This is a genomic window from Anaerobacterium chartisolvens, from assembly GCF_003337415.1.
Taxonomy (GTDB): Bacteria; Bacillota; Clostridia; order Acetivibrionales; family DSM-27016; genus Anaerobacterium; species Anaerobacterium chartisolvens.
Genome location: NZ_QPJT01000004.1, coordinates 223,644 through 245,094, shown reverse-complemented (window position 1 = coordinate 245,094; position 21,451 = coordinate 223,644). Strand labels below are relative to the sequence as shown.

General features: G+C 41.1%; 18 protein-coding genes. 16 read left to right on the top strand and 2 right to left on the bottom strand.

Features of this window, described 5'->3' with window-relative positions; all coding sequences use genetic code 11:
* The first annotated feature begins 23 nt into the window (after positions 1-23).
* The 7 genes from DFR58_RS05240 (at position 24) to DFR58_RS05210 (ending at position 10,413) form a co-directional block, all read left to right on the top strand.
* Positions 24-263: a hypothetical protein gene (locus DFR58_RS05240; protein ID WP_114296757.1), complete on the top strand. Its 240-nt coding sequence runs from the start codon at positions 24-26 to the stop codon at positions 261-263.
* 54 nt (positions 264-317) lie between these two features.
* Positions 318-533 carry a PIN domain-containing protein gene (locus DFR58_RS05235; RefSeq protein WP_207659131.1) on the top strand — a complete coding sequence of 72 codons (216 nt, stop codon included), beginning with the start codon at positions 318-320 and terminating at the stop codon, positions 531-533.
* A 798-nt stretch (positions 534-1,331) separates the two neighbouring features.
* A complete protein-coding gene (locus DFR58_RS05230) occupies positions 1,332-1,523 on the top strand; it encodes a helix-turn-helix domain-containing protein (RefSeq protein ID WP_114296756.1) in 192 nt (63 codons plus the stop codon).
* A 36-nt stretch (positions 1,524-1,559) separates the two neighbouring features.
* Positions 1,560-4,799 carry a helicase-related protein gene (locus DFR58_RS05225; protein ID WP_114296755.1) on the top strand — a complete coding sequence of 1,080 codons (3,240 nt, stop codon included), beginning with the start codon at positions 1,560-1,562 and terminating at the stop codon, positions 4,797-4,799.
* 9 nt (positions 4,800-4,808) lie between these two features.
* On the top strand, positions 4,809-5,426 hold the full coding sequence (locus DFR58_RS05220; protein ID WP_114296754.1) for a DUF4391 domain-containing protein: 618 nt from the start codon (positions 4,809-4,811) through the stop codon (positions 5,424-5,426).
* Positions 5,419-7,287, top strand: coding sequence for a site-specific DNA-methyltransferase (locus DFR58_RS05215; protein ID WP_207659130.1), 1,869 nt, complete (start codon positions 5,419-5,421; stop codon positions 7,285-7,287). Before DFR58_RS05220 ends, DFR58_RS05215 begins: the two co-directional genes overlap by 8 nt.
* Entirely contained in the window at positions 7,288-10,413 is a 3,126-nt protein-coding gene (locus DFR58_RS05210; RefSeq protein ID WP_114296753.1) for a type III restriction-modification system endonuclease, read from the top strand. It begins immediately after the preceding gene.
* A gap of 208 nt (positions 10,414-10,621) precedes the next feature.
* Here the strand turns inward: DFR58_RS05210 and DFR58_RS05205 are convergent, their stop codons facing one another.
* Positions 10,622-11,002, bottom strand: coding sequence for a hypothetical protein (locus DFR58_RS05205; protein WP_114296752.1), 381 nt, complete (start codon positions 11,000-11,002; stop codon positions 10,622-10,624).
* Between the two features lie 252 nt (positions 11,003-11,254).
* Between DFR58_RS05205 and DFR58_RS05200 the strand changes: the two genes are divergently transcribed.
* From DFR58_RS05200 to DFR58_RS05170, 7 genes are all read left to right on the top strand, one after another.
* Positions 11,255-11,575 (top strand): helix-turn-helix domain-containing protein, encoded by a 321-nt coding sequence (locus DFR58_RS05200; RefSeq protein ID WP_114296751.1) that lies wholly within the window; start codon positions 11,255-11,257, stop codon positions 11,573-11,575.
* Between the two features lie 333 nt (positions 11,576-11,908).
* Positions 11,909-12,181: a type II toxin-antitoxin system Phd/YefM family antitoxin gene (locus DFR58_RS05195; RefSeq protein ID WP_114296750.1), complete on the top strand. Its 273-nt coding sequence runs from the start codon at positions 11,909-11,911 to the stop codon at positions 12,179-12,181.
* The gene (locus DFR58_RS05190) at positions 12,168-12,479 is read left to right on the top strand and encodes a type II toxin-antitoxin system RelE/ParE family toxin (RefSeq protein WP_114296749.1); all 312 of its coding nucleotides are present in this window, start codon (positions 12,168-12,170) and stop codon (positions 12,477-12,479) included. The genes DFR58_RS05195 and DFR58_RS05190 overlap by 14 nt, the downstream gene beginning before the upstream one ends.
* Before the next feature lie 64 nt (positions 12,480-12,543).
* On the top strand, positions 12,544-12,729 hold the full coding sequence (locus DFR58_RS22345; RefSeq protein WP_341457385.1) for an ATP-binding protein: 186 nt from the start codon (positions 12,544-12,546) through the stop codon (positions 12,727-12,729).
* Between the two features lie 586 nt (positions 12,730-13,315).
* Positions 13,316-14,818, top strand: a complete 1,503-nt coding sequence (locus DFR58_RS05180; protein WP_114296748.1) for an Msr family ABC-F type ribosomal protection protein — start codon at positions 13,316-13,318, stop codon at positions 14,816-14,818.
* Positions 14,819-15,181: 363 nt separating this feature from the next.
* Positions 15,182-15,550 carry an aspartyl-phosphate phosphatase Spo0E family protein gene (locus DFR58_RS05175; RefSeq protein WP_170138044.1) on the top strand — a complete coding sequence of 123 codons (369 nt, stop codon included), beginning with the start codon at positions 15,182-15,184 and terminating at the stop codon, positions 15,548-15,550.
* Between the two features lie 520 nt (positions 15,551-16,070).
* A complete protein-coding gene (locus tag DFR58_RS05170) occupies positions 16,071-17,129 on the top strand; it encodes an HD-GYP domain-containing protein (protein WP_114296746.1) in 1,059 nt (352 codons plus the stop codon).
* 72 nt (positions 17,130-17,201) lie between these two features.
* Here the strand turns inward: DFR58_RS05170 and DFR58_RS05165 are convergent, their stop codons facing one another.
* Entirely contained in the window at positions 17,202-18,191 is a 990-nt protein-coding gene (locus DFR58_RS05165) for a glycoside hydrolase family 130 protein (RefSeq protein WP_114296745.1), read from the bottom strand.
* Between the two features lie 207 nt (positions 18,192-18,398).
* On the opposite strand from DFR58_RS05165, the gene DFR58_RS05160 reads away from it, so the two are divergent.
* Both DFR58_RS05160 and DFR58_RS05155 read left to right on the top strand, forming a co-directional pair.
* Positions 18,399-19,412, top strand: a complete 1,014-nt coding sequence (locus DFR58_RS05160; protein WP_114296744.1) for a LacI family DNA-binding transcriptional regulator — start codon at positions 18,399-18,401, stop codon at positions 19,410-19,412.
* Positions 19,413-19,596: 184 nt separating this feature from the next.
* Entirely contained in the window at positions 19,597-21,450 is a 1,854-nt protein-coding gene (locus tag DFR58_RS05155) for a TIGR03960 family B12-binding radical SAM protein (RefSeq protein WP_114296743.1), read from the top strand.
* Position 21,451 lies beyond the last annotated feature (1 nt).

Genomic DNA, 21,451 nt, shown 5'->3' with positions numbered 1-21,451 from the left:
GTAATGAAAGAAGGTGCAGCTATATGAAACAGGCTGTTGAAGGAATATATGACGAAGGGAAAGTTATATTAAATGAACAAGTACCGATCAAAGGAAAGTCCAAAGTACTTGTTGTGTTTTTGGAAGATTATCAGGGAAAGTCCGATAGAAAAAAGAGATTGATGGAAACGTTTGGCACATGGGATGATAATAAAAGTGCGGATGATACTATTGATGATATATATTCTTCCAGAGCTTCGAGAGAGGGAGAAATAGGGTTATGAAATATCTTCTTGATACGAATATGTGCATTTACTGGTTTAAAGGCATACACGGCATTGATAAAAAAATCTCAGATTTTAAATCTTGATAGAGATTGCTTGGAGCAATTTGCAATAATTAAAGCCAAATTAAAGATTGAAGGCAAAATATTGGATGACTTTGATATTTTAATTGCTTGTACTGCAATAAAAAATGGTTGCGTTATTGTAACCAATAATACAAAGCATTTTGAAAGAATAGAAGGATTAAGAATTGAAAATTGGGTAAGTTAAAAAGTTTGAGAATTGAGTTACCACCCTTAAAATGCTTGATTTGCAATCAACGCAGACCTCATTTGCAAACCTCATGGGTGTGTCAAGAAAAACTATTTAAGCATGGGAAGCAGGGACTAATATTCCCCCCAAGGTTCTTCTCAAAGGCTTCTGGAAATTATAAGTAAAGAAAGCTCTATAGTAAGAGAGTAGTATATAAGCTTGCAAATATAGGGCAAAATTTCATAAAATATTCAGCATTATCTCACGCTTGTCAGGTGTCAATACCCGTGGGGTATATTTTGTTCCTTCCTTAATCAACAGCAGTTTAGTGATCGTCCTCTTTTTTCAACATTCTTTTCCATAGTTTGACATTAAGAAAGAAATGTGTTAAAATGATTTAATATGAATTAGTAGGAACTGCTATTGCTTTAAACAATAAAATAGCCGATGCCAGAGCTTCTGACATTAGTTTAATTCAGCAGAGGCTTTCATCAAAATTGAGTGATGTTTACTCCTTACTTACAGGTACTTACAATAGATTATTGAAGAATTTAAACGAATAGAGGAGATAGAAACCAATCAGTGCAAGCATGTTAATGATCCAGAAGGAAAGTTTGAGATTTATGAATTTTCTACGTTTGCAAAAGTTGGTGATGATTACTGGCTTTCGGTAAGTGACACTCGCAAAAATCCGGGAAAACATGCCAACTTGCTTTCAGAAATCGATAGTGAAGAATTCATTTAATGAACAGCAGTTAAATTCAAAAATGCTGAAAATAAGTAGTATGCGAGTGGAACCCATAAGGAGGAGCAATAATGATAAGTGAACCAGAAAAATGGTCAAACCTTGAGGAAATCGCTGAGCATCTCGGTGTTAGCAAGGATACAGTCCGTAACTGGATCAAAAAAGGAGCTATTCCTTACAGAAAGGTAGGTAAACAATACAAGTTTAAGATATCTGAAGTAGACGCATGGGTAAATAGCGGTAAAAGTGCAGAGATTGAGTGAATAAATGTAAAATGTTGTAAACAAGGGGGGAGATATATGCAAATCCTTGACAATGTGAATAAAACCGTCAAAGACGATCTGGCAGCGACGGTATCAAAAGGTGATAAGCTTTCAATAGCTGCTGCCTGTTTTTCAATATATGCTTATGAAGCACTTAAGAAACAGCTTAATGGGGTAAATGAGCTGCGCTTTGTATTTACCTCACCGACATTTCTTCAAGAAAAAGCACCAAAGGAGAAGCGTGAGTTCTATATCCCCCAGTTTAACCGTGAGCGTTCCCTTTATGGAACAGAATTTGAAGTTAAGCTTCGTAATGAATTGACTCAAAAGGCTATTGCCCGCGAGTGCGCTGAATGGATTAAAAAGAAAGTGCGCTTCCGTTCCAATGTGACAGGCGGAACAATGGGAAGCTTTTTAAGTGTTGTCAAGCCAAGCGAAACAATTGCATATGCCCCGTTGAACTCATTTACGACCTCGGACTTGGGGTGTGAACGCGGCAACAATATAATGAACCTTGTCAACCGAATTGACGCTCCGCTAGCAGGAGAATATGTCAAAATTTTTGAGCAGATTTGGAATGATAAGAATCTCTTACGGGATGTGACTGATCAGGTCATCGACGGCATAACCGCAGCTTATAATGAGAATTCTCCTGAATTTGTTTACTTTGTCGCTATCTATAACATATTTAACGAGTTTCTCACCGATATCAGTGAGGACGTACTGCCGAACGAGGCGACGGGGTTTAAGGAAACAAAAATCTGGAGCAAGCTATACAATTTTCAAAAGGACGCCACTCTTGCAATTATCAATAAACTTGAAAAGTTCAATGGGTGTATCCTTGCCGATAGTGTTGGCTTGGGTAAGACATTCACCGCCCTTGCCGTTATAAAATACTACGAACTCCGCAACCGCAACGTACTGGTGCTTTGCCCTAAAAAACTCGGTGATAACTGGCTAACGTTCAAGGAAAATTATCTCAACAATCCCATAGCTACTGACCGCTTGAGATATGACGTGCTTTACCATACCGATTTATCCCGAGAACACGGCTTTTCTGGGAGGGTAGACCTCTCAAAGCTCAATTGGAGCAATTATGACCTTGTGGTAATAGATGAAAGTCACAACTTCCGCAACGGCGGTGAATATTCGGGACGCAGTGATAATAAGCGAGAGAACCGTTACCTTACATTGCTGAACAAGGTTATCTGTCAGGGCATTAAGACCAAGGTGCTTATGCTTTCGGCAACACCGGTCAACAATAGCTTTTCCGATCTGAGGCATCAGCTTGAACTGGCCTATGAAGGCGATCCCGCGCTGATAAATGATAAGCTGGACAAGCTTGGAACTTCAAAACCAATTGATTCTATATTCCGAAATGCCCAGACCGCTTTTAACAAATGGAGTAAACTTGATGTGGAGGAACGCACGACTGAGAATCTCCTGCGTTCTTTGGATTTCGACTTCTTTACGATGCTGGACAATGTTACAATTGCCCGCTCGCGCAAGCATATACAGAAGTATTACAATACAGAAGAGATAGGCAAATTCCCTGAAAGGATGAAGCCACTCGCCTTACGTCCTAAATTGACCGATTTGCCCACAGCAATTGACTATGATGAGATTTATGACCTGTTAATGAAACTCAATCTAGCTATTTATATACCTACCGATTTTCTACTGGACAGCAGGCGATCAAAATATATAGACCCAAGCGTGAACATCGACCGTGCCGGGCGTGAAATCGGTATCCGCCGTTTAATGTGCATTAATCTTTTAAAGCGACTTGAGAGTTCTGTATATTCCTTCCGCATTACGCTTGAACGTGTGAGGAAGCTGATTGACGGTACTATAACCGATATTGATGCTTACGAAAGAGGAAACGGTAAGATTATCAACACGCAGGAAATCACTGACACAGAGCTTGATGGTGATGATAGTAACGCCGATTTCTTTGAGAACAGAGGCAAGAAATTCGACATCGACCTTTTAGATATGGACTATGTTTCCTGGCGGGGGAAATTATCAGAGGATTCTGATATTCTCGAACTGTTGTCGGTGATGATTCAGGACATCTCGCCCGATCATGATACAAAGCTTCAGACAATGCTTAACCTGATAGCTGAGAAAGTCCAACACCCGTTCAATGAAGAAAATAAAAAAGTACTGATTTTCTCAGCATTCTCAGATACCGCGGAATACCTCTATGCGCACATTGCACCGTTTGTAAAAGAACGGTTCGGGCTTGATATTGCGATGATAACCGGTACGACTGATGGCAGGACGACGGTTAAGCTTCCGCATACCGATATGAATACGATACTTACATTGTTCTCGCCCCTCTCTAAAGACAAAGCTTTGCTTATGCCGAACAATTCCGCTGAAATAAATATTCTCATAGCGACGGACTGTATCTCTGAGGGGCAGAACCTGCAGGACTGTGATTACTGTGTGAATTATGACATACATTGGAACCCTGTTCGCATTATCCAGAGGTTCGGGCGCGTTGACCGTATAGGAAGCCGCAACCAGAAGATACAGCTAGTGAACTTCTGGCCTAATATTGGCTTGGACAAATACCTTGAGTTAAAAGGGCGCGTAGAAACCCGCATGAAAGCAACGGTTATGACAGCTACGGGTGACGACAACCCGATTGATACAGAGGAACAGGGTGACCTCGAGTACAGAAAGGCACAGCTTGAACGTTTACAAAACGAGGTTGTGGATATTGAGGAAATGCAAAGTGGTGTTTCTATAATGGATTTGGGGCTGAATGAATTTAGGCTCGACCTGCTCGATTATGTCAAAAATCATGATAATCTGGATAAGGTGCCGTTTGGTTTGCACGCTGTCGTAAAAGGTAATGATGATGCACCAAAGGGTACGATATTTATTTTAAAGAACCGTAATGCAAATATAAACTCACAGAACAAAAACCAATTGCACCCGTTTTATATGGTGTATGTCCGTGACGGTTCGGTTGTCCATATAGACCATTTGCAGCCGAAAAAACTGTTGGATGTTTTCCGACGTTTATGCAAAGGGAAAACAGTGCCAAATCAAGAGCTGTGCAGGCAATTTAATACCGAGACGAAAGACGGAAGGAATATGCGGCACTATTCAGAACTACTTTATTTTACTGTGAAGTCCATTGTGGATCTGAATGAGGATGACTCCATCAACAGCTTCCTTTCGGGCAAGCAAATGTCTCTTGCTGCAAACACGATTGACGGCTTGGATGACTTTGAACTGGTTTGCTTTGTTACAGTGAAGTGAGGTATTTAAATGTTTGGACTGCCAAAATCAACTGAAATAAATAAGATGCTTCCCAAAAAGACGATATTTGATAAGTTCAAGCCGTCACTGGCTCACCGAAAGCTGTTTGACGATCAGATAAGTCGCCTCACAATTGTCTCGGAGATCTCGCCACAGACGTTGAGTATAGCGGAAAGTGAGGATGTTTCGGCAATATATATCATTCTCGTCACACTGAAGGCCGCGGACTGTGACAAGAAGAACATTGCCCTTCTATCAAAGTTGATAGACCAGTGTATGCTATTCGCATTGCAATATGAGGATACAATCCGATTTGTTGTCTGCCGTGCTGAACGTGTACTTGTGTCACAGGGCAAGCAGCTTGATGAATGGAAGCTAAACCTGAGAGGGCTTGACCTTGGCGTGGTATGGGAGAATATGATCGCCGAAATCATGGATATTGACCTCACGGGTGGTAAGAAACTTGATGATACTATCGCTGTGAATGAACGGCGTGATAAACTAATAAAGCAAATTTCCGCCTTGGATAATAAGGCGATGAACGAACGGCAGCCCCGCCGCAAGTGGGAATTAGCCGAGGAAATTAAACGACTGAAAGTTGAACTGGAGGAACTTAACAATGGATAAAATGAAAATGCAAACACCAAACCTTGCCGACAACAACTTTGCTGCCCTTGCGGCAATGTTTCCAAATGCCGTAACGGAAACAGTGGATGAGAACGGTGTGGTTGTCCGTGCCATTGACGCTGATGTACTTGCACAAGAAATCAACACCCGAGTGGTGTCGGGCAAAGAGGAGCGATATCAGTTCACATGGCCGGACAAGCGCAAAAGCGTACTGCTTGCCAATGCACCTATTGCGGCGGCTTTACGCCCCTGCCGAGAGGAGAGTGTGGACTTTGACACAACCGGGAATCTCTACATAGAGGGTGACAACCTCGACGTGCTGAAGCTGCTCCGCGAGACGTACCTTAACCGCGTGAAAATGATATACATTGACCCGCCGTATAACACGGGTAACGACTTCGTTTACGAAGATGACTTTTCAGAGGAATCCAGCTCGTTTTTGCGCCGTGATGGGCAGTATGACGAGCAGGGCAACCGTCTAGCCCTGAATCTTGACAGCAACGGACGTTTTCATACCGATTGGCTGAATATGCTCTACCCACGCTTGCGTGTGGCGCGAGATTTGTTGACTGAGGATGGCGTGATTTTTATTAGTATTGATGATAGTGAAGTGCATAATCTGCGGAAGATATGTGATGAAATATTCGGCGCAGGAAATTTTATTTCAAATATTTTATGGCAAAAACGTACATCTCCAGATGCACGAAAAGTATTGAGTGATGGACATGAACACATTTTATTGTATTCAAAGAACTCAGCTTTAATAAACGAAGCATTGAATTATCTATCATTGGAAGAGAGTGATTCAAATGGCTACCAAAATCCAGACGATGATCCTCGCGGGCCATGGCGTTCAACGGATTTTGGTGCTCAAGGTTATCGCCCGAATCAAATGTACAAAATCACAACACCTAACGGTAAAGAATATTATCCATCGGAAGGAAGATGTTGGAAAAACGTTGAGGGAGTATTCCTAAAATTACTCGCTGATGGCAGAATGTGGTTTGGAGCTGATGGGAATGGTGTGCCACGAAAAAAAGTTTTTCTAAGTGAAAAAGAAGGAAAATCTATTTGGACATGGTGGATAAATAGCGAAGTGGGCCATACGCAAGAAGCAACGCAGGCACTTACTTCCCTTTTGGGATCAAAAACCATATTTGATTATTCAAAACCTGTACGTTTAATAAAGAGGATGGTCGAATTGGCGTCAAAAAACGACGAAATCATCCTTGACTTCTTTTCAGGTTCAGCTACTACCGCGCATTCAGTAATGCAGCTAAATGCTGAGGACAGTGATAAACGCAAATTCATTATGGTGCAGTTGCCAGAAGTTTGCTCAGAGGACAGCGAAGCAGCTAAAGCAGGTTACGCCACCATCTGCGAAATCGGTAAGGAGCGCATACGACGAGCGGGAAAGAAAATTAAAGAAGACAACAGGGATAAAGAGGGCATTGAAAATTTAGACACAGGCTTTCGCGTCCTCAAGCTCGACAGCAGTAATATGAAAGACGTGTACTATAAGCCGGAAGAGTACGCGCAGATGAACTTTGCCATCGACGGATTTATGGACAACATCAAAGATGACCGAACGGATGAAGATTTACTGTTTCAGGTTATGCTCGACTTTGGGATTCCGCTGTCGGCAAAAATAAAACAGGATGGAAAAATGTTTAATGTAGACGGCAACTACCTAATAGCATATTTTGATAAGGTCGACACTAATTTGATAACAGAAATTGCAAAGCGTCAGCCGTACTATGCCGTATTCCGCGACAGCAGTTTTATTAGTGACAGTGCGCTTGCGAATTTTGAACAGGTGTTCAATACGTATAGCCCGAAAACTGTAAGGAGGGTGCTGTAAATGAAATTTCAGTTTAAAATACAGCCTTTCCAAACAGAGGCTGCCGAAAGCATCGTCAAGGTATTTGCCGGGCAGCCGAACTATGGAATATCAAAATACCGTCGCGATATAGGCACAACAAGGCCGGAAGAAAAGCCTGCCCAAGGCTCTTTCCTTGAAGATGAAAAAGAACAGACAATGGAAGAGTTCGAAATCGCCTACCGCAACGCAGAAGTAGATTTGAAAAAAGAACAGCTTCTGAAGAATATCCGCGCAGTGCAGACTGACAACAACATCAAATATTCGACGGAACTAATCTCCGGGCTTGGTGCTGTTTCGCTTGACGTTGAAATGGAGACAGGAACAGGTAAAACCTATTGCTACATAAAGACTATGTTTGAACTCCACAAGGCATACGGATGGAGTAAGTTTATCGTTGTCGTTCCGAGCATTGCCATTCGTGAGGGTGTGAAAAAAACCTTTGAGATTACACAGGAACATTTTATGAAATCATATGGGCTTAAGGCTCGTTTCTTTGTGTATAATTCTTCAAACCTCCACCAGTTGGACGAGTTTTCGCAAAACTCCGGTATTAACGTGATGATAATCAATACACAAGCATTTAACACCACCATGAACGAGGAAAAGAATGTCGAAGGCAGAAGCGGCAACGAGGCCGCCCGCATTATTTATACCAAGCGCGACGAGTTCGGCTCGCGCCGTCCCATTGACGTTATCAAGGCGAACCGTCCCATTATTATTTTGGATGAGCCGCAGAAAATGGGTGGCACGGCAACGCAGAATGCTTTGAAAAAGAATTTTAACCCTCTGTTTTCGCTGAACTATTCCGCAACGCATAAGACGTCACACAACCTCGTTTATGTTTTGGATGCGCTGGATGCTTTTAAAAATAAGCTTGTCAAAAAAATTGAGGTCAAAGGGTTTGAACTGAAGAATCTAAGCGGCACAAGCAGATATTTGTATCTTGCCGCTATTGTAATAGACCCCAAAAATCCTCCGCGCGCGCGCTTAGAACTTGAGGTTAAACGTGGCGGCGGTATCAAGCGTGAAATACAAACCCTCCGCGTAGGGGATAGCCTTTATACGGCTTCGAAAGGATTGGAGGAATACAAGGGTATTTCCATTGCAGAAATAGATCCGATACGCGCTATGATCACATTCTCTAATGGTGATAGCTTAGCAACGGGTGAGGCAAGCGGCAATGTGAATGAGGATGATATCCGACGCATTCAGATTAGGGAAACAATAGCGTCGCATTTCGATAAAGAGGAAGGGCTGTTTGAGCAGGGCATAAAGTGTCTGTCTCTTTTCTTCATCGACGAAGTGGCAAAGTACCGTCAGTACAATGAAGATGGAGAGGAAATTCCCAGTGAGTACGGACGTATTTTTGAAGAGGAGTACAATGCAGCACTCAATGAACGACTGACACTATTTCCTACGGACTATCAAGCTTACTTAAGAGGAATCCAAACCTCGGAAACCCATTGTGGATATTTTTCCATAGATAAGAAAGGCAGATCTGTAAATAGTAATGTAAAGCGTGGAAGTGAGTTTTCGGACGATATTTCAGCCTATGACCTCATACTCAAAAATAAGGAACGCTTGCTTTCCTTTGAAGAGCCGACAAGATTTATATTCTCACATTCCGCATTGCGTGAGGGCTGGGATAACCCCAATGTATTCCAGATTTGCACTTTAAAACATTCGGATAATGCGACAGCAAAGAGGCAAGAAGTAGGGCGCGGCCTGCGTCTTTGTGTTAACAGTACTGGCGAACGGCAAGATGTTGAAGTTTGCGGTGAAACCCTTGTTCATGGTGTAAATGTTCTGACGGTTGTTGCGAGTGAAAGCTATGCAGGATTTGTAGCAGATTTACAGAGAGAAATCAAGTCCGACCTTTATGAGCGTCCGACAAAGGCAAATGTGGAATATTTCGCCGGCAAGAATGTTATAATTGGAGAAGATACGCACTCTATTACAATCGAAGAAGCAAATGCAATATACAACTACCTTGTCCGTAATGAATATGTTGACGATAACTTTGGTATTACGGATACTTACCGTGCTGCCACCGAAGCGGGCAGCTTTGCTCCGCTAAAGCCGGAACTGATTCCGCTTGCAGAAAACATACATAAACTGGTCCAAGCGATATTTGACCCAAGTATTCTGAAAGAAATGGCGGGAAATGGACACGATACAAAGGTCAAGAATAACCCGCTGAATGAAAACTGGAAGGACTTCAAAGAGCTGTGGGAACGGATTAACAAAAGGTACGCATATACTGTAGAGTTTGACAGCACAGAACTTATTCAAAAGTCTATTGCCGCCATAAATAGCGAGCTTAGGGTAGCCCGCTTGACATATACCTTGACGAAAGGTGAGCAGACAGGCATAGACTTTAATGTAAAGCGTACTGAAACAAAAAGACTTGAACGTGCACAAGGAAGCTTTGCCGAGTATGATCTAATTGGTAAAATTGCGGAAAGAACAATTTTAACGCGTAGGTCAGCAACAGCAATTCTGAGAGGTATTTCACTTGAAAAGCTATGGCTGTTTCGAGAAAACCCGGAGGAGTTTATTATCAAAGCTGCTGGAATCATCAATCGACAAAAAGCGTCGGTTGTAGTGGAGCATATCACCTATACACCAAGCGCGCAAGAACCGTATTCGCAGAGCATCTTCAATATGAGCCGAGCCACTGACGAATACGCAAAGGCGTTCAAGGCGAAACATGCCATTCAAGACTATGTATTCACGGACGGTACGGCGGCTGATAGCATAGAACGGCGGTTTGCCAAGGATTTGGATGCTGCCGACGAGGTTGTTGTTTACGCCAAACTCCCCAGGGGCCGGCGTGGGTTTTATATTCCTACACCCGTTGGCGAATATTCGCCGGACTGGGCAATTTCATTTAAGAAAGGCGCGGTAAAGCATATTTTCTTCATTGCTGAAACTAAAGGAAGTATGCAATCGACGAAATTCGGTGAAATGAACCGTACCGACGATATTGAGAAAGCTAAAATTATGTGCGCAAAGAAACTATTTAATGAGATTTCCACAGCAGGTGTAAAGTACTATGATGTTGACAGCTACCAGAGTTTGCTCGATGTTATGGAGACACTGTAGATAAAATGATGCTCCGCTTTACATACAGATATTAGTGAGAACTCACAGGCTAAAAAAGTGAGTGGCAATGTCCAGTACAGCGCTGATTTATCGGAAAGTATAAAAACCTGAAACAAGCTGACTGTATCAGGCTGCGGCGAAAATCGGGCAGAAAAGAGAGGGGTTTTGGGAGGGGCGTAAAAGGAGCTTGCAAATATAGGGCAAAATTTCATAAAATATTCAGCATTATCTCGCGCTTCTCAGGTGTCAATACCCGTGGGGTATATTTTCTATGCTTCTGGCGGTTTTCCAGATCGAGCAGGGACTTCTTCAGCTTATGAAAATCGAATCCGGCAAATTTCTCAAGAAATACCTGCAGCTCTTCAAGCTCATTTTTTATATACCTTCGGTCTTTCCGAAGCTTTTTAAGCATTCTGGCGTATTTATAGCCCTGAGAGGCACTGAGGGCTTCGCAGAATTCCAGCTCATGAAGGATATCTGAGATTGTTTTATCTGCTGTACTGAGCTCCTGGCGCAGCCTGCGATATTCCTTATTAGCTTTATCAAGCTTATCCCGGATCATATCCAATGTATCTATTGCAATACACATAATTAATGCCTCCCTAAAAAAGACTATTATCTGCGAATGGAAAACAGCTGTCATTTAGACAAATATACATTAAATCGGGTATATGATTATAAATATTTGTATATATGGTCGAATTTTTTAATTTATGCTACTTAATAGTAGGTTATAATATAATTATACTACATAAAAGTAGAATGTCAAGGAAATACTACTAATTAGTTCAATATATACAATATTAATTTTCTATGTTAAACTGTTGATGGAGTGATAATAATGGATTTTGCAGAAAAAATAAAGAAATTAAGAAAAGAAAAAAATTTATCTCAAGAAGAATTAGGTAAAGCAATAGATATTCCATATAGAGTTATTGGTTTTTATGAAACTAATAAAAGATTTCCGCAGGAAAAAGAAACCTTAATAAAATTTGCCGACTTCTTTAATGTCTCAATTGACTGGCTTTTGGGCAGGACTGAAATCCGCAGCTTTTCAAAAGATGGCTCAAACATTATTTATATTGATTCTGAGGGACTTTCTCAGGAGGATATGGATAAAATCAAGGAATACGCTTCAATGCTGAAAAACAAAGGCAGATAGCGATATCTGAAACAATAGGAAGCGGCTATTCATAAAGAATACATTGGCAAGGGGAGAGTGCCAGTTTGATTTGGGTTAGAGTCTAAACAGCTTTTAATGAATTGCCATTTAGTCCAATAATTACGGATGGTGTATAAAACTTATTTTTAAAATTCACGTACTATTAATTATATACCGTAAATAAACGAAAATATAAACTACCGTTATAAATGTGATAGTAGTTGCAATTAGAATCTATTGTAATTAGTTAGTTGGAAAACCATATTTATTGATATACCATTAAGAATTATGGTATAATAATAGCAGAATAATTAATTCTGGAGGCTGTTATTTATGATAATTAAATCATCAACAACATTGAGAAACGATTACGGCAAAATTTCTACCTTGGCTCATGAGGTAGAAGAGCCTATATATATTACCAAGAATGGTGAAGGAGACATTGTGGTAATGAGCATTGAAGCTTTTGAAAAGAGAGAGCAACTTTTAAGGCTCAAAGCTAAGCTTGCAATGGCTGAACAGTCAAGGCTTTCTGGAGAACCCACAGTTTCACTAGAAGACGCTAAAAAAAGGTTAGAGGAGAAATACAGAAATGCAGGAGTATAATTTAGATATTTTAGCCCCTGCATGGGCAGAACTTGAGGAAATTGCGGACTATCATTTAATTATGGTTGGTCCGGTGTCTGCAAAAAATATAACAGATCAAATACTTACATCGCTTGAGCGGCTTAAAACATATCCGCTATCGGGTGTTGCTGTCCAAGATAATGAATTGAATTTATTAGGATATAGATTTGTAGCTAGTGGAAAATATGTTTGTATATACAGAGTTATTGGAGATACTGTTTTTGTTTATCATATAGTACATGGTTCAAGAGACTATCCTAGATTATTTAGATCATGAGGCTAAGACTATTGAAAGAGAAACAATGTGTAAATGATAAAAAGTCCTTGTTTTAAGGGAAGCAATCGTTAATACGCTGGTTCATCGTAACTATAGTATAGGCGGCTCAAAGATAAGGATATTTATGTTCGATGACAGAGTGGAATTTCACAGCCCAGGCAGACTACCGAATACTGTTACCATAGAAAAAATGAAAATAGGTATTTCTTACGCAAGAAATCCATTAATTGCTGGAAAACAAGATATTTAGGCGATGATGAATTTCCAAACTATGAAATTCACAAAATGTAACTGCAAAACAGTGGAGACATATTTTTGACAAATATACACGTTGGATGTTACAATGTATAAAGATTAAGGAGGATTTGAAGTTATGACTCTGCATCCATGTTTAAAATAAGTTAGCAATAAAGAGTGGATTTCATCTTATGATGATGAGCTTTTTTTGTTGTGCTTATTTTGAGATGCAGACATGACTTGTAATTGGGGATAGTTTTTTACTGTGCCCTTTCGTTGTGATTTCTTCTCGTATATATGCAGATTAGAAGCTCTTGTCGTAGCTTCTAATCTGCATTTTTATTGCCTAAATTGCTAAAATATTAAAGAATATGAGGAGAATTTATATGAATAAACAAAATAGGCATCATGTCTTTGACTCTTGTACTCGTGAGTATATGGCATCCATATGTGAAAAAACTTTAAGTGAACGGTTTTAATTCATCAGAGATAAAGAGGAAAGAACTATGCCTTGGTTTATTTCGCATATGCCTCATTGGGGAAATTGCAGGATATTCAGATAATTAGAAAACTGCGAATTTAATAAGGAGGTTGGATTAATGAACCTATTGATAAAAGCAAAAGACATTCGCGTTGAGTATGTTGGACGCGATGTTTTGGATATTGATGATTTGGAACTTTACGACTATGATAGAATTGGTCTGGTTGGGGGTAATGGAGCCGGGAAAAGCACATTGCTTAAAATGCTTTTGGGTGAGATTTCATTGCCTGACTGTAAAATCAGCAGATATGGAACATTTTCTTACATTCCCCAACTTGATGAGACAGTTGTAGAGAAGGATATTAACCATGTGCTGACTGGTAAGTTGGGTGTAAACCAGTTATCCGCTCAAACCATGAGTGGAGGTGAGGAGACACGATTGAAAATCGCACAAGCCCTTTCAGGAAATGTACATGGTATCTTTGCTGATGAACCTACCTGTCATTTAGACAGGCTCGGGATTGACTTTTTGATTAGCCAGTTAAAATATTATTCAGGAGCATTGCTTCTGGTCAGTCATGACCGATATTTTCTGGATGAAATAGTAAATAAGATTTGGGAACTAAAAGATGGAAAAATCATTGAATATTGGGGTGGTTATAGCGATTATCTACAGCAAAAGGAGGAAGAACGCCAAAATCAAACAGCACAGTATGAGCTATATATCGCTGAACGCAACCGCTTAGAACAAGCGGCTGAGGAAAAACGAAAGCAGGCACGAAAAGTTACTCAAAAAGAAAAAGGTGCCGAAAAAAAGAATAACTCAGAAAGTGCCGGTCGTCTGGGACATCAAAAAACCGTTGGAAGTAAACAAAAAAAGCTTTATAATGCAGCTAAAAATATGGAGCACCGGTTGCAAGCAATGGGAGACATACAAGCGCCGGAAAATATTCGCACAATACGTTTCCGGCAGAGCAAGTCACTTGAGCTTCACAACCCATATCCAATTACCGCAACGGATATAAGTAAATGCTTTGATGATAAGGTCTTGTTTGACAAGGTATCTTTCCAGATTCCCCTTGGTAAAAAGGTTGTCTTTACAGGGAATAACGGAACTGGTAAAACCACATTGTTTCAAATGATTTTAGACCGGGAGCCAGGGATATACATCTCCCCGAAAGCTGTCATCGGCTACTTCGCTCAGACCGGATATAAATACAATCATAATCAGAAAGTCATGGAATATATGCAAAACGATTGTGATTACCAAGTATCTGAAATCCGTTCAGTATTAGCTTCAATGGGTTTTTCACAGAATGACATCAATAAAGAGCTTGCTGTATTGAGCGGCGGAGAAATTATCAAGCTTCAGATGGCAAAAATGCTGCTTGGAAGATACAATATTTTATTGATGGATGAGCCAAGCAATTTCCTTGACATACCAAGTGTTGAGGCTCTTCAAGCATTGATAAAAAACTATACAGGGACAATCCTCTTTATTTCTCATGATAAATATCTAATAGAGAATACCGCAGATATTGTTTACGAGATAGCCGACGGTACACTGAAACTTGCACCTGATATAAGTTCTCACAATGCAGGACCGATGCCGCGCATGTGAGAAGAGGGATATGGCATGAGGCTTGAACTTTATATTTCAGAAAACTTTTTTAACATACCTCTTACCATTTTCTATGAAGGACGGCGTTGCAGGAGGGCTGCAACGCCTTTTTTCTTTTTTTATTTTAGCTGCAAGCCGGAAATAGGGAATAAAGCTGGTTTTCTTCCTGAGCTTCTTTAGGTTATACAGATATTAACCCCATTAAATATTTTTGGAAGTATATTGACATGTCTGGGAATAAAACCTATAATTGTGTTGAAACATCCCGATTTATAAAAAAATGCAGATTAAACGCCGTTGAGCATGTTGTACATCACATGATACGCCGCGGTTATGACAATGCAAAAAGACAGGAGTGTTATTATGCTTAAGGAGACCATAGCTGAAATGCAGAATTTGCTTAACAAATCCGTAACCGACAAAAACCTGTCCTCAGAAAACATCTTAAGCTTAAGCAGGGAGCTCGACAACACAGTTATAAGCTATATAAAAGCGAAAAAGAGTACTGTAAAAATAAACAGGGAAAAAGTGTATGAGGATTTGTTTTTAAAGCTTTGCGGAGGCAGCTACAGCCGCTTTGCCCGAGAAATCTCCGTAGACCCCGGGCATTTGCACCGCTTTCTGACCAAAGATGTGGGAGGGGGCAAAAAGCTCATGTGGGGAATTATACTTTTTTGCAAAAGAAGAAACCTTGATTTTGAGAACTATATTGAGATAAAGGTTGTAAAATAAGGGATGAGCTTGAAATGAAAATTTGCATATAAGCCACAGAAGCTTCATTTAAAATTCTCCGGAACCGTTTGGGCCGGAGAATTTTAATATTAACGCACTTTACCTTTATTTCCGAATTATTGACATTATAATAATTTAAGTTTAAAATAAATAACTGTATAAATGGTTAATAATATTAAAATCGGAAATAAAACCAACAAATAAATATAATTTGTGTCGAAAAATATAAAATGGCTTGGTGCCGAGGGCCTTGAATAATTCTATGTAAATTTATCTTGTGAGGGGGGTGCGTATAGTATATCTGTAAGCATAATGCCGTATAAGAAAGGAGGTTAAAAATCTTCATTTTTGCCATTTGCAAAGTATTAACAGGTATTTTACATAATCTGAATACTAATATGATATTTTACACTATATAAATAACCAGCATAGTTTTTTAAAACTAAAGGAAGCTCATTATTTTAATCTATATAGATATTGCTTTTGCAAATTTATTAAAAGGATATGATGTAATTTGAAGATGAATTTTGATGTTAACATTGGCGAAATAAAGCCCGGAATGATATTGGGGGAGGATGTTATAAATAATGGAAGCCTTCTTCTGTCCAAGGGCATGGTTATAAAGCCAAGCTATATACCAAATTTAGTAGCCAGGGGAGTAAGCAAGGTTGCGGTTATAGCGGAGAAAAAATACAGCGACATATTTTTAAACCCCGTACAAAAATTTTATGCTCAGACCTATGAATGTGTGGCAAAATTGATTGATAACCTCAAAAACGATTACAACATAACGGCATCGGATGCATTTCCCGTTGTGGAAAATATTCTTGAGACAGTATTTACAAACAAGGATTCCATTTTATTGCTCACCGGCTTCAGAGGCAAGGGGGATTACTATTACGCACATTCCCTTGACGTATGCATTTACAGCCTTATAACAGCAAAGGCCATGAAACTGAATTATGAGGAAACAGTCACGCTCGGAATGGGTGCGCTGCTGCACGATGTTGGTAAAACCAAGGTGCCGGACAGCATTCTTCTGAAAAAGGGGGATTTGACCCCGAGTGAATTTGATGAAGTAAAAAGGCACTGCATTTACGGATATGACATTATAAGATCAATTCCCGGTATCAGGCCGAATGCGGCTAAAATAGCCCTTCAGCACCATGAACGCTGCGACGGGAGCGGATACCCGTGCCATCTTAAGGGTGAAAAAATAGATACGCTTTCTAAAATAGTTGCTATAGCGGATATATATGACGCGTTGACATCGGACAGGGTATACCGCGAAAAGGTTCTCCCTCATGAGGCAGCAGAATACCTGCTTGGTATATCCAACTCTGCGATTGACTCTAAAATTGCCAAGGTATTTCTTGAAAACATAGCGGTATATCCAAAGGGGTGCCAGGTGCTTCTCAATACAAATCAGGTGGCCGTAGTGACAGATTCAAATAAAAATATGCCGCTTCGGCCCATTTTAAAAATAATAAGCGACAAGGACGGGATGCCTCTGCAGCATCCGTTTGAATTTGATTTACAGAGCCATTCCAATGTTTTCATTGTTCAGATGTTTAACTAAACAGGGGATAAGCTGTGCTTGTACGGAACGCCCCCTGTGGCGTTCCGTCTCAATTCCCCCCAACACTCTTTCTTACATCCTGTTATCCTTTATAAACGCTATGAGCTCGTCTGCAGTGGTATAGGCCATACACGTTACGGTGTCGGCCGCTCCGTAATATATGGCGATCCTGCCCGTGGGAGCGTCATGCAGAGCGGCACACGGAAATACCACATTGGGCACGTCTCCCACACACTCGTATATTTTCTGAGGCGAAATTATATAGGGATAGGTTCTGTATAATACCTTCCACGGCCTGTCAATGTCCAGCAGAGCCGCACCCGCGCTGTATACGTATCCGTTGCATGAGGTAAGCACTCCATGGTATATTAAAAGCCATCCCTCGGTGGTTTCTATCGGGATGGGGCCTGCCCCTACCTTGGTGCTCTGCCAGCCCTCTGATGTTGTTGACATTACATGGCGGTGGCATCCCCAGTGGCACATATCGAGGCTTTCACTGTAGAAAATATCCCCGAAGGGTGTGTGTCCGTTATCACTGGGACGACTCAGCATTGCATACTTTCCGTTAATCCTTCTGGGGAACAAAACCCCGTTTCTGTTAAAAGGGAGATAAGCGTTCTCAAGCTGGTAAAATTCCTTAAAGTCATATGTATAGCCTACGCCTATGGTCGGGCCGTGATAGCCGTTGCACCACGTTACGTAATACCTGTCGTCTATCCAGCAGACGCGGGGGTCATAGCCATAGACAAATTTTCCTATTTCCTCATCGTCGCATATGAAGCTGATGGGGTCATTGTTTATATTCCAGTGAATTCCATCCTTGCTTACGCCTCTGTGTAGCCGCATAGAACGCCCTTTGTCGTCACAGCGGAATACACCAGCGAATTCACCGCCAAACGGAACAACCGCGCTGTTGAAAATACTATTGGAGCATGGTATAAGATCTCTTTGAATTATAGGATTCATTTCTGAACGCCACAGTACGTCGGAGCATTGCTGCGGCTTGGGCTCCCACGGAATGTTGGGCAGAGCATTTCCGATAATGGTTTGTTTTTGGGACATAGACATTTTACCTCCTCAAAATAACATGCTTTAATTTAATATTTAACGTTATTATATTTTAATTGTTAGCTAAAATCAAGCATAAATAAATTTACATCTGCAAATAAGTAAACTCAGTAAATTGATTTATAAGAAAAAGTAAATTTACATTGGAAAATAAAGATTTATGTGATATAATTGCTTATACTAACAAAAGGGTGGAGTAAAATGGCGCAAAGGGTAAGCATGGAGGACGTTGCAAAAAGGCTTGGAGTATCCAAATATGCGGTTTCGCTTGCCATGAGGGGATTGCCTGGCATTGGCGGTGAAACGCGGAGCAGGATACTTAAAGAGGCGGAGGATATGGGATATGTGTATAAAAGGGGAGCCGGTGGCGAGGATGAGAATAACATAAAAAACATATGTATTATCATATCCAAAAATGTAAGGGAATCCGAAGGCTTTTTTGAATATATACAGTATGGCATAGAAAAGGAGGCCAGAGCCAATAAAATAAACTGCATTGTGTTTTGCTGCGATGAAGGCTCGGACGGGTATGAGGTTCCGTTAAGCCTTAAGCAGAAGATGGTGTGCGGGGTTATTGTTGTAGGCGGCATAGAAAGGTCATATATTAGTGAGCTCAAGAAATATAATATTTCTATAGTGATTGTTGACCACTATTTTGAGGACGCTTTAGCCGATTGCGTTCTCACTGATAACATAAACGGCGCATTTTCGGCCGTTTCATATCTAATAGAGCTGGGACACACGGAAATAGGCTTTTGCGGGGATATTTACGAAGCCCCGAGCTTTTTTGACAGGTGGCTGGGATATGTAAAGGCACTTAAACGCTTCAATATTGAGCACAGGGAAGCATTGTATATTAAAAGCCCTGAAGCATGGAATCCGAAGGCTGCCATGCCTACAGCCATTATATGCTGTAATGACAAAAATGCCATTGAGCTGGTGAAGCTGTGCGGCTTAAAGGGAATACGCATACCGCAGGACGTTTCCGTCATAGGCTTCGATGATATACCCTCGGCCGCAAGGATAACACCTGAGCTGACTACTGTCAGGGTTATGAAGGAGGAAATGGGAGTAAAGGCGTTAAGAAGAGTACTCAGCAGGATGGGCGATCCCGGGGACGCCGGGCAGAATATAATTATTCCCACCCGCATTATTAAGAGAAAATCGGCCGCAGGCTTAAATATAAAAACTGAGGGCAGCCCAAAGGGAGAGTAATTCAATTGCCGGAGGCTGCCTCTAAAGGCCATGGCAAGCAGGCGTAAAAAAGCCAAGGAGATTATGACATGGTCTCATAGAGGCTTTTTTGCTGTCTGTAAGGCGTTTTATTCAATATTATATTGCTAAAAAAGATGTGATTGGGTAATATATGAAATAGAGTCAGATGTTTAGGGAGGATTTAATGTCATACAGAGTAAATGATGAAATATTACAAAGTGTTGAAAAACCATCACGATATACGGGAAATGAATGGAACAGCATACGCAAGGACCCGCTCGCGGTAAAAATACGTTTTGCTTTTTGCTTTCCTGATCTATATGAGGTGGGTATGTCCCATCTGGGCATGAAAATCCTGTATTCCATTCTTAATGAAAGGAGGGACACGTACTGCGAAAGAGTGTTTGCACCATGGGTTGACATGGAGTCGAGGATGAGGGAGCATAATATACCTCTTTTTGCATTGGAGTCGCAGGAGCCTATAGCGGGATTCGATTTTGTGGGGTTTACTCTCCAGTATGAGATGTGCTATACCAACATTTTAAATATGCTTGATCTTGCGGGAATACCCATATACAGCAGTGACAGGGGAAAGGATCACCCGTTTGTATGTGCGGGAGGGCCTTGTGCATATAATGCCGAGCCTCTTGCAGATATTGTGGATTTTTTCATGATGGGAGAGGGAGAGGAAATCATAAATGAAGTAATGGACGTTTACTCGAAATGGAAGGAAGAGGATGCAACCAGAGAGGATTTCCTAAATAGAATAGTAAACATAGAAGGGGTGTATGTACCGGGCTTTTACAGGGTAGAGTACAATGACGACGGTACCGTGCAAAGTGTAACACCCATGCATTCCCGATATCCAGAGAAGGTAAGAAAAAGAATAATGAAAAGCCTTGACGAGGCCTATTTTCCCGATAAGCTTATAGTTCCCTTCAGCGATATTGTTCACGACAGAATAATGCTTGAGCTTTTCAGAGGCTGTATAAGGGGATGCCGGTTTTGTCAGGCCGGTTTTGTTTACAGACCCGTCAGGGAAAGAACTGTTCCAAAGCTTTTAGAGCTGGCCGAGAAGCTTGAAAGCTGCACAGGGTATGAGGAAATATCGCTCACATCGTTGAGCACAAGCGACTATACAGGGTTTAAGGAGCTTGCTGAGGGACTGATCGATAAGATGGAGCATAAAAAGGTTAATCTTTCCCTTCCGTCCTTAAGAATCGATTCATTTTCACTGGATCTCATGGAAAAGGCCCAGAAGGTCAGAAAGAGCGGGCTTACCTTTGCGCCTGAAGCGGGGACTCAAAGGCTCAGGGATGTTATAAACAAAGGCGTAACAGAGCAGGACCTCATAAATTCGGTGGAAATGGCTTTTAACGGGGGATGGAGCGGAGTGAAGCTTTATTTCATGCTTGGCTTGCCGACAGAGACACTAGAGGATGTAGAGGGCATAGCGCGTATGGGCGGCATGGTTGTGGATGCCTACATGAGGGTGCCCAGAGAAAAAAGGGCAAAGGGCTTAAACATAAACATAAGCACCTCCTTCTTTGTACCCAAGCCTTTTACTCCCTTCCAATGGGAAGCGCAGGATACAATGGATGTGCTGCTGCAAAAGCAAAAATTTTTAAAGGATAGTATCCTAAAGGATCGCACAAAAAGCAAATATATAAAATACAGTTGGCACCATTCCGAGCTGAGCCTTTTGGAGGCTGTATTTGCAAGAGGCGACAGAAGGGTGGGAAGGGTGCTTGTAAAGGCATGGGAGAAGGGCTGCCGGTTTGACAGCTGGGGGGAGCATTTTGACTATGGCAAATGGGCACAGGCATTTGAGGAATGCGGAATAGACCCGGGGTTTTATGCAAACAGAAAAAGGGAATATGACGAAGTATTTCCGTGGGATCACATTGATGTAGGTGTTTCAAAGGAGTTTTTGAAAAGAGAAAATGAAAAGGCTTACAAGGAGGAATTAACTCCGAATTGCAGGACACAATGCCGGAATTGTGGCGCTTCAGGGCTTGGGGGAGGGGATTTTTGTTGAG

Excerpts from the sequence above, each read along its gene's own strand:
- DFR58_RS05225 (WP_114296755.1), top strand. The coding sequence starts at position 1,560 with ATGCAAATCCTTGACAATGTGAATAAAACCGTCAAAGACGATCTGGCA.
- DFR58_RS05230 (WP_114296756.1), top strand. The coding sequence starts at position 1,332 with ATGATAAGTGAACCAGAAAAATGGTCAAACCTTGAGGAAATCGCTGAG.
- DFR58_RS05175 (WP_170138044.1), top strand. The coding sequence starts at position 15,182 with ATGCTTAAGGAGACCATAGCTGAAATGCAGAATTTGCTTAACAAATCC.
- DFR58_RS05155 (WP_114296743.1), top strand. The coding sequence starts at position 19,597 with ATGTCATACAGAGTAAATGATGAAATATTACAAAGTGTTGAAAAACCA.
- DFR58_RS05220 (WP_114296754.1), top strand. The coding sequence starts at position 4,809 with ATGTTTGGACTGCCAAAATCAACTGAAATAAATAAGATGCTTCCCAAA.
- DFR58_RS05160 (WP_114296744.1), top strand. The coding sequence starts at position 18,399 with ATGGCGCAAAGGGTAAGCATGGAGGACGTTGCAAAAAGGCTTGGAGTA.
- DFR58_RS05165 (WP_114296745.1), bottom strand. The coding sequence starts at position 18,191 with ATGTCCCAAAAACAAACCATTATCGGAAATGCTCTGCCCAACATTCCG.
- DFR58_RS05190 (WP_114296749.1), top strand. The coding sequence starts at position 12,168 with ATGCAGGAGTATAATTTAGATATTTTAGCCCCTGCATGGGCAGAACTT.
- DFR58_RS05170 (WP_114296746.1), top strand. The coding sequence starts at position 16,071 with ATGAATTTTGATGTTAACATTGGCGAAATAAAGCCCGGAATGATATTG.
- DFR58_RS05210 (WP_114296753.1), top strand. The coding sequence starts at position 7,288 with ATGAAATTTCAGTTTAAAATACAGCCTTTCCAAACAGAGGCTGCCGAA.
- DFR58_RS05180 (WP_114296748.1), top strand. The coding sequence starts at position 13,316 with ATGAACCTATTGATAAAAGCAAAAGACATTCGCGTTGAGTATGTTGGA.
- DFR58_RS05240 (WP_114296757.1), top strand. The coding sequence starts at position 24 with ATGAAACAGGCTGTTGAAGGAATATATGACGAAGGGAAAGTTATATTA.
- DFR58_RS05215 (WP_207659130.1), top strand. The coding sequence starts at position 5,419 with ATGGATAAAATGAAAATGCAAACACCAAACCTTGCCGACAACAACTTT.
- DFR58_RS05200 (WP_114296751.1), top strand. The coding sequence starts at position 11,255 with ATGGATTTTGCAGAAAAAATAAAGAAATTAAGAAAAGAAAAAAATTTA.
- DFR58_RS05205 (WP_114296752.1), bottom strand. The coding sequence starts at position 11,002 with ATGTGTATTGCAATAGATACATTGGATATGATCCGGGATAAGCTTGAT.
- DFR58_RS05195 (WP_114296750.1), top strand. The coding sequence starts at position 11,909 with ATGATAATTAAATCATCAACAACATTGAGAAACGATTACGGCAAAATT.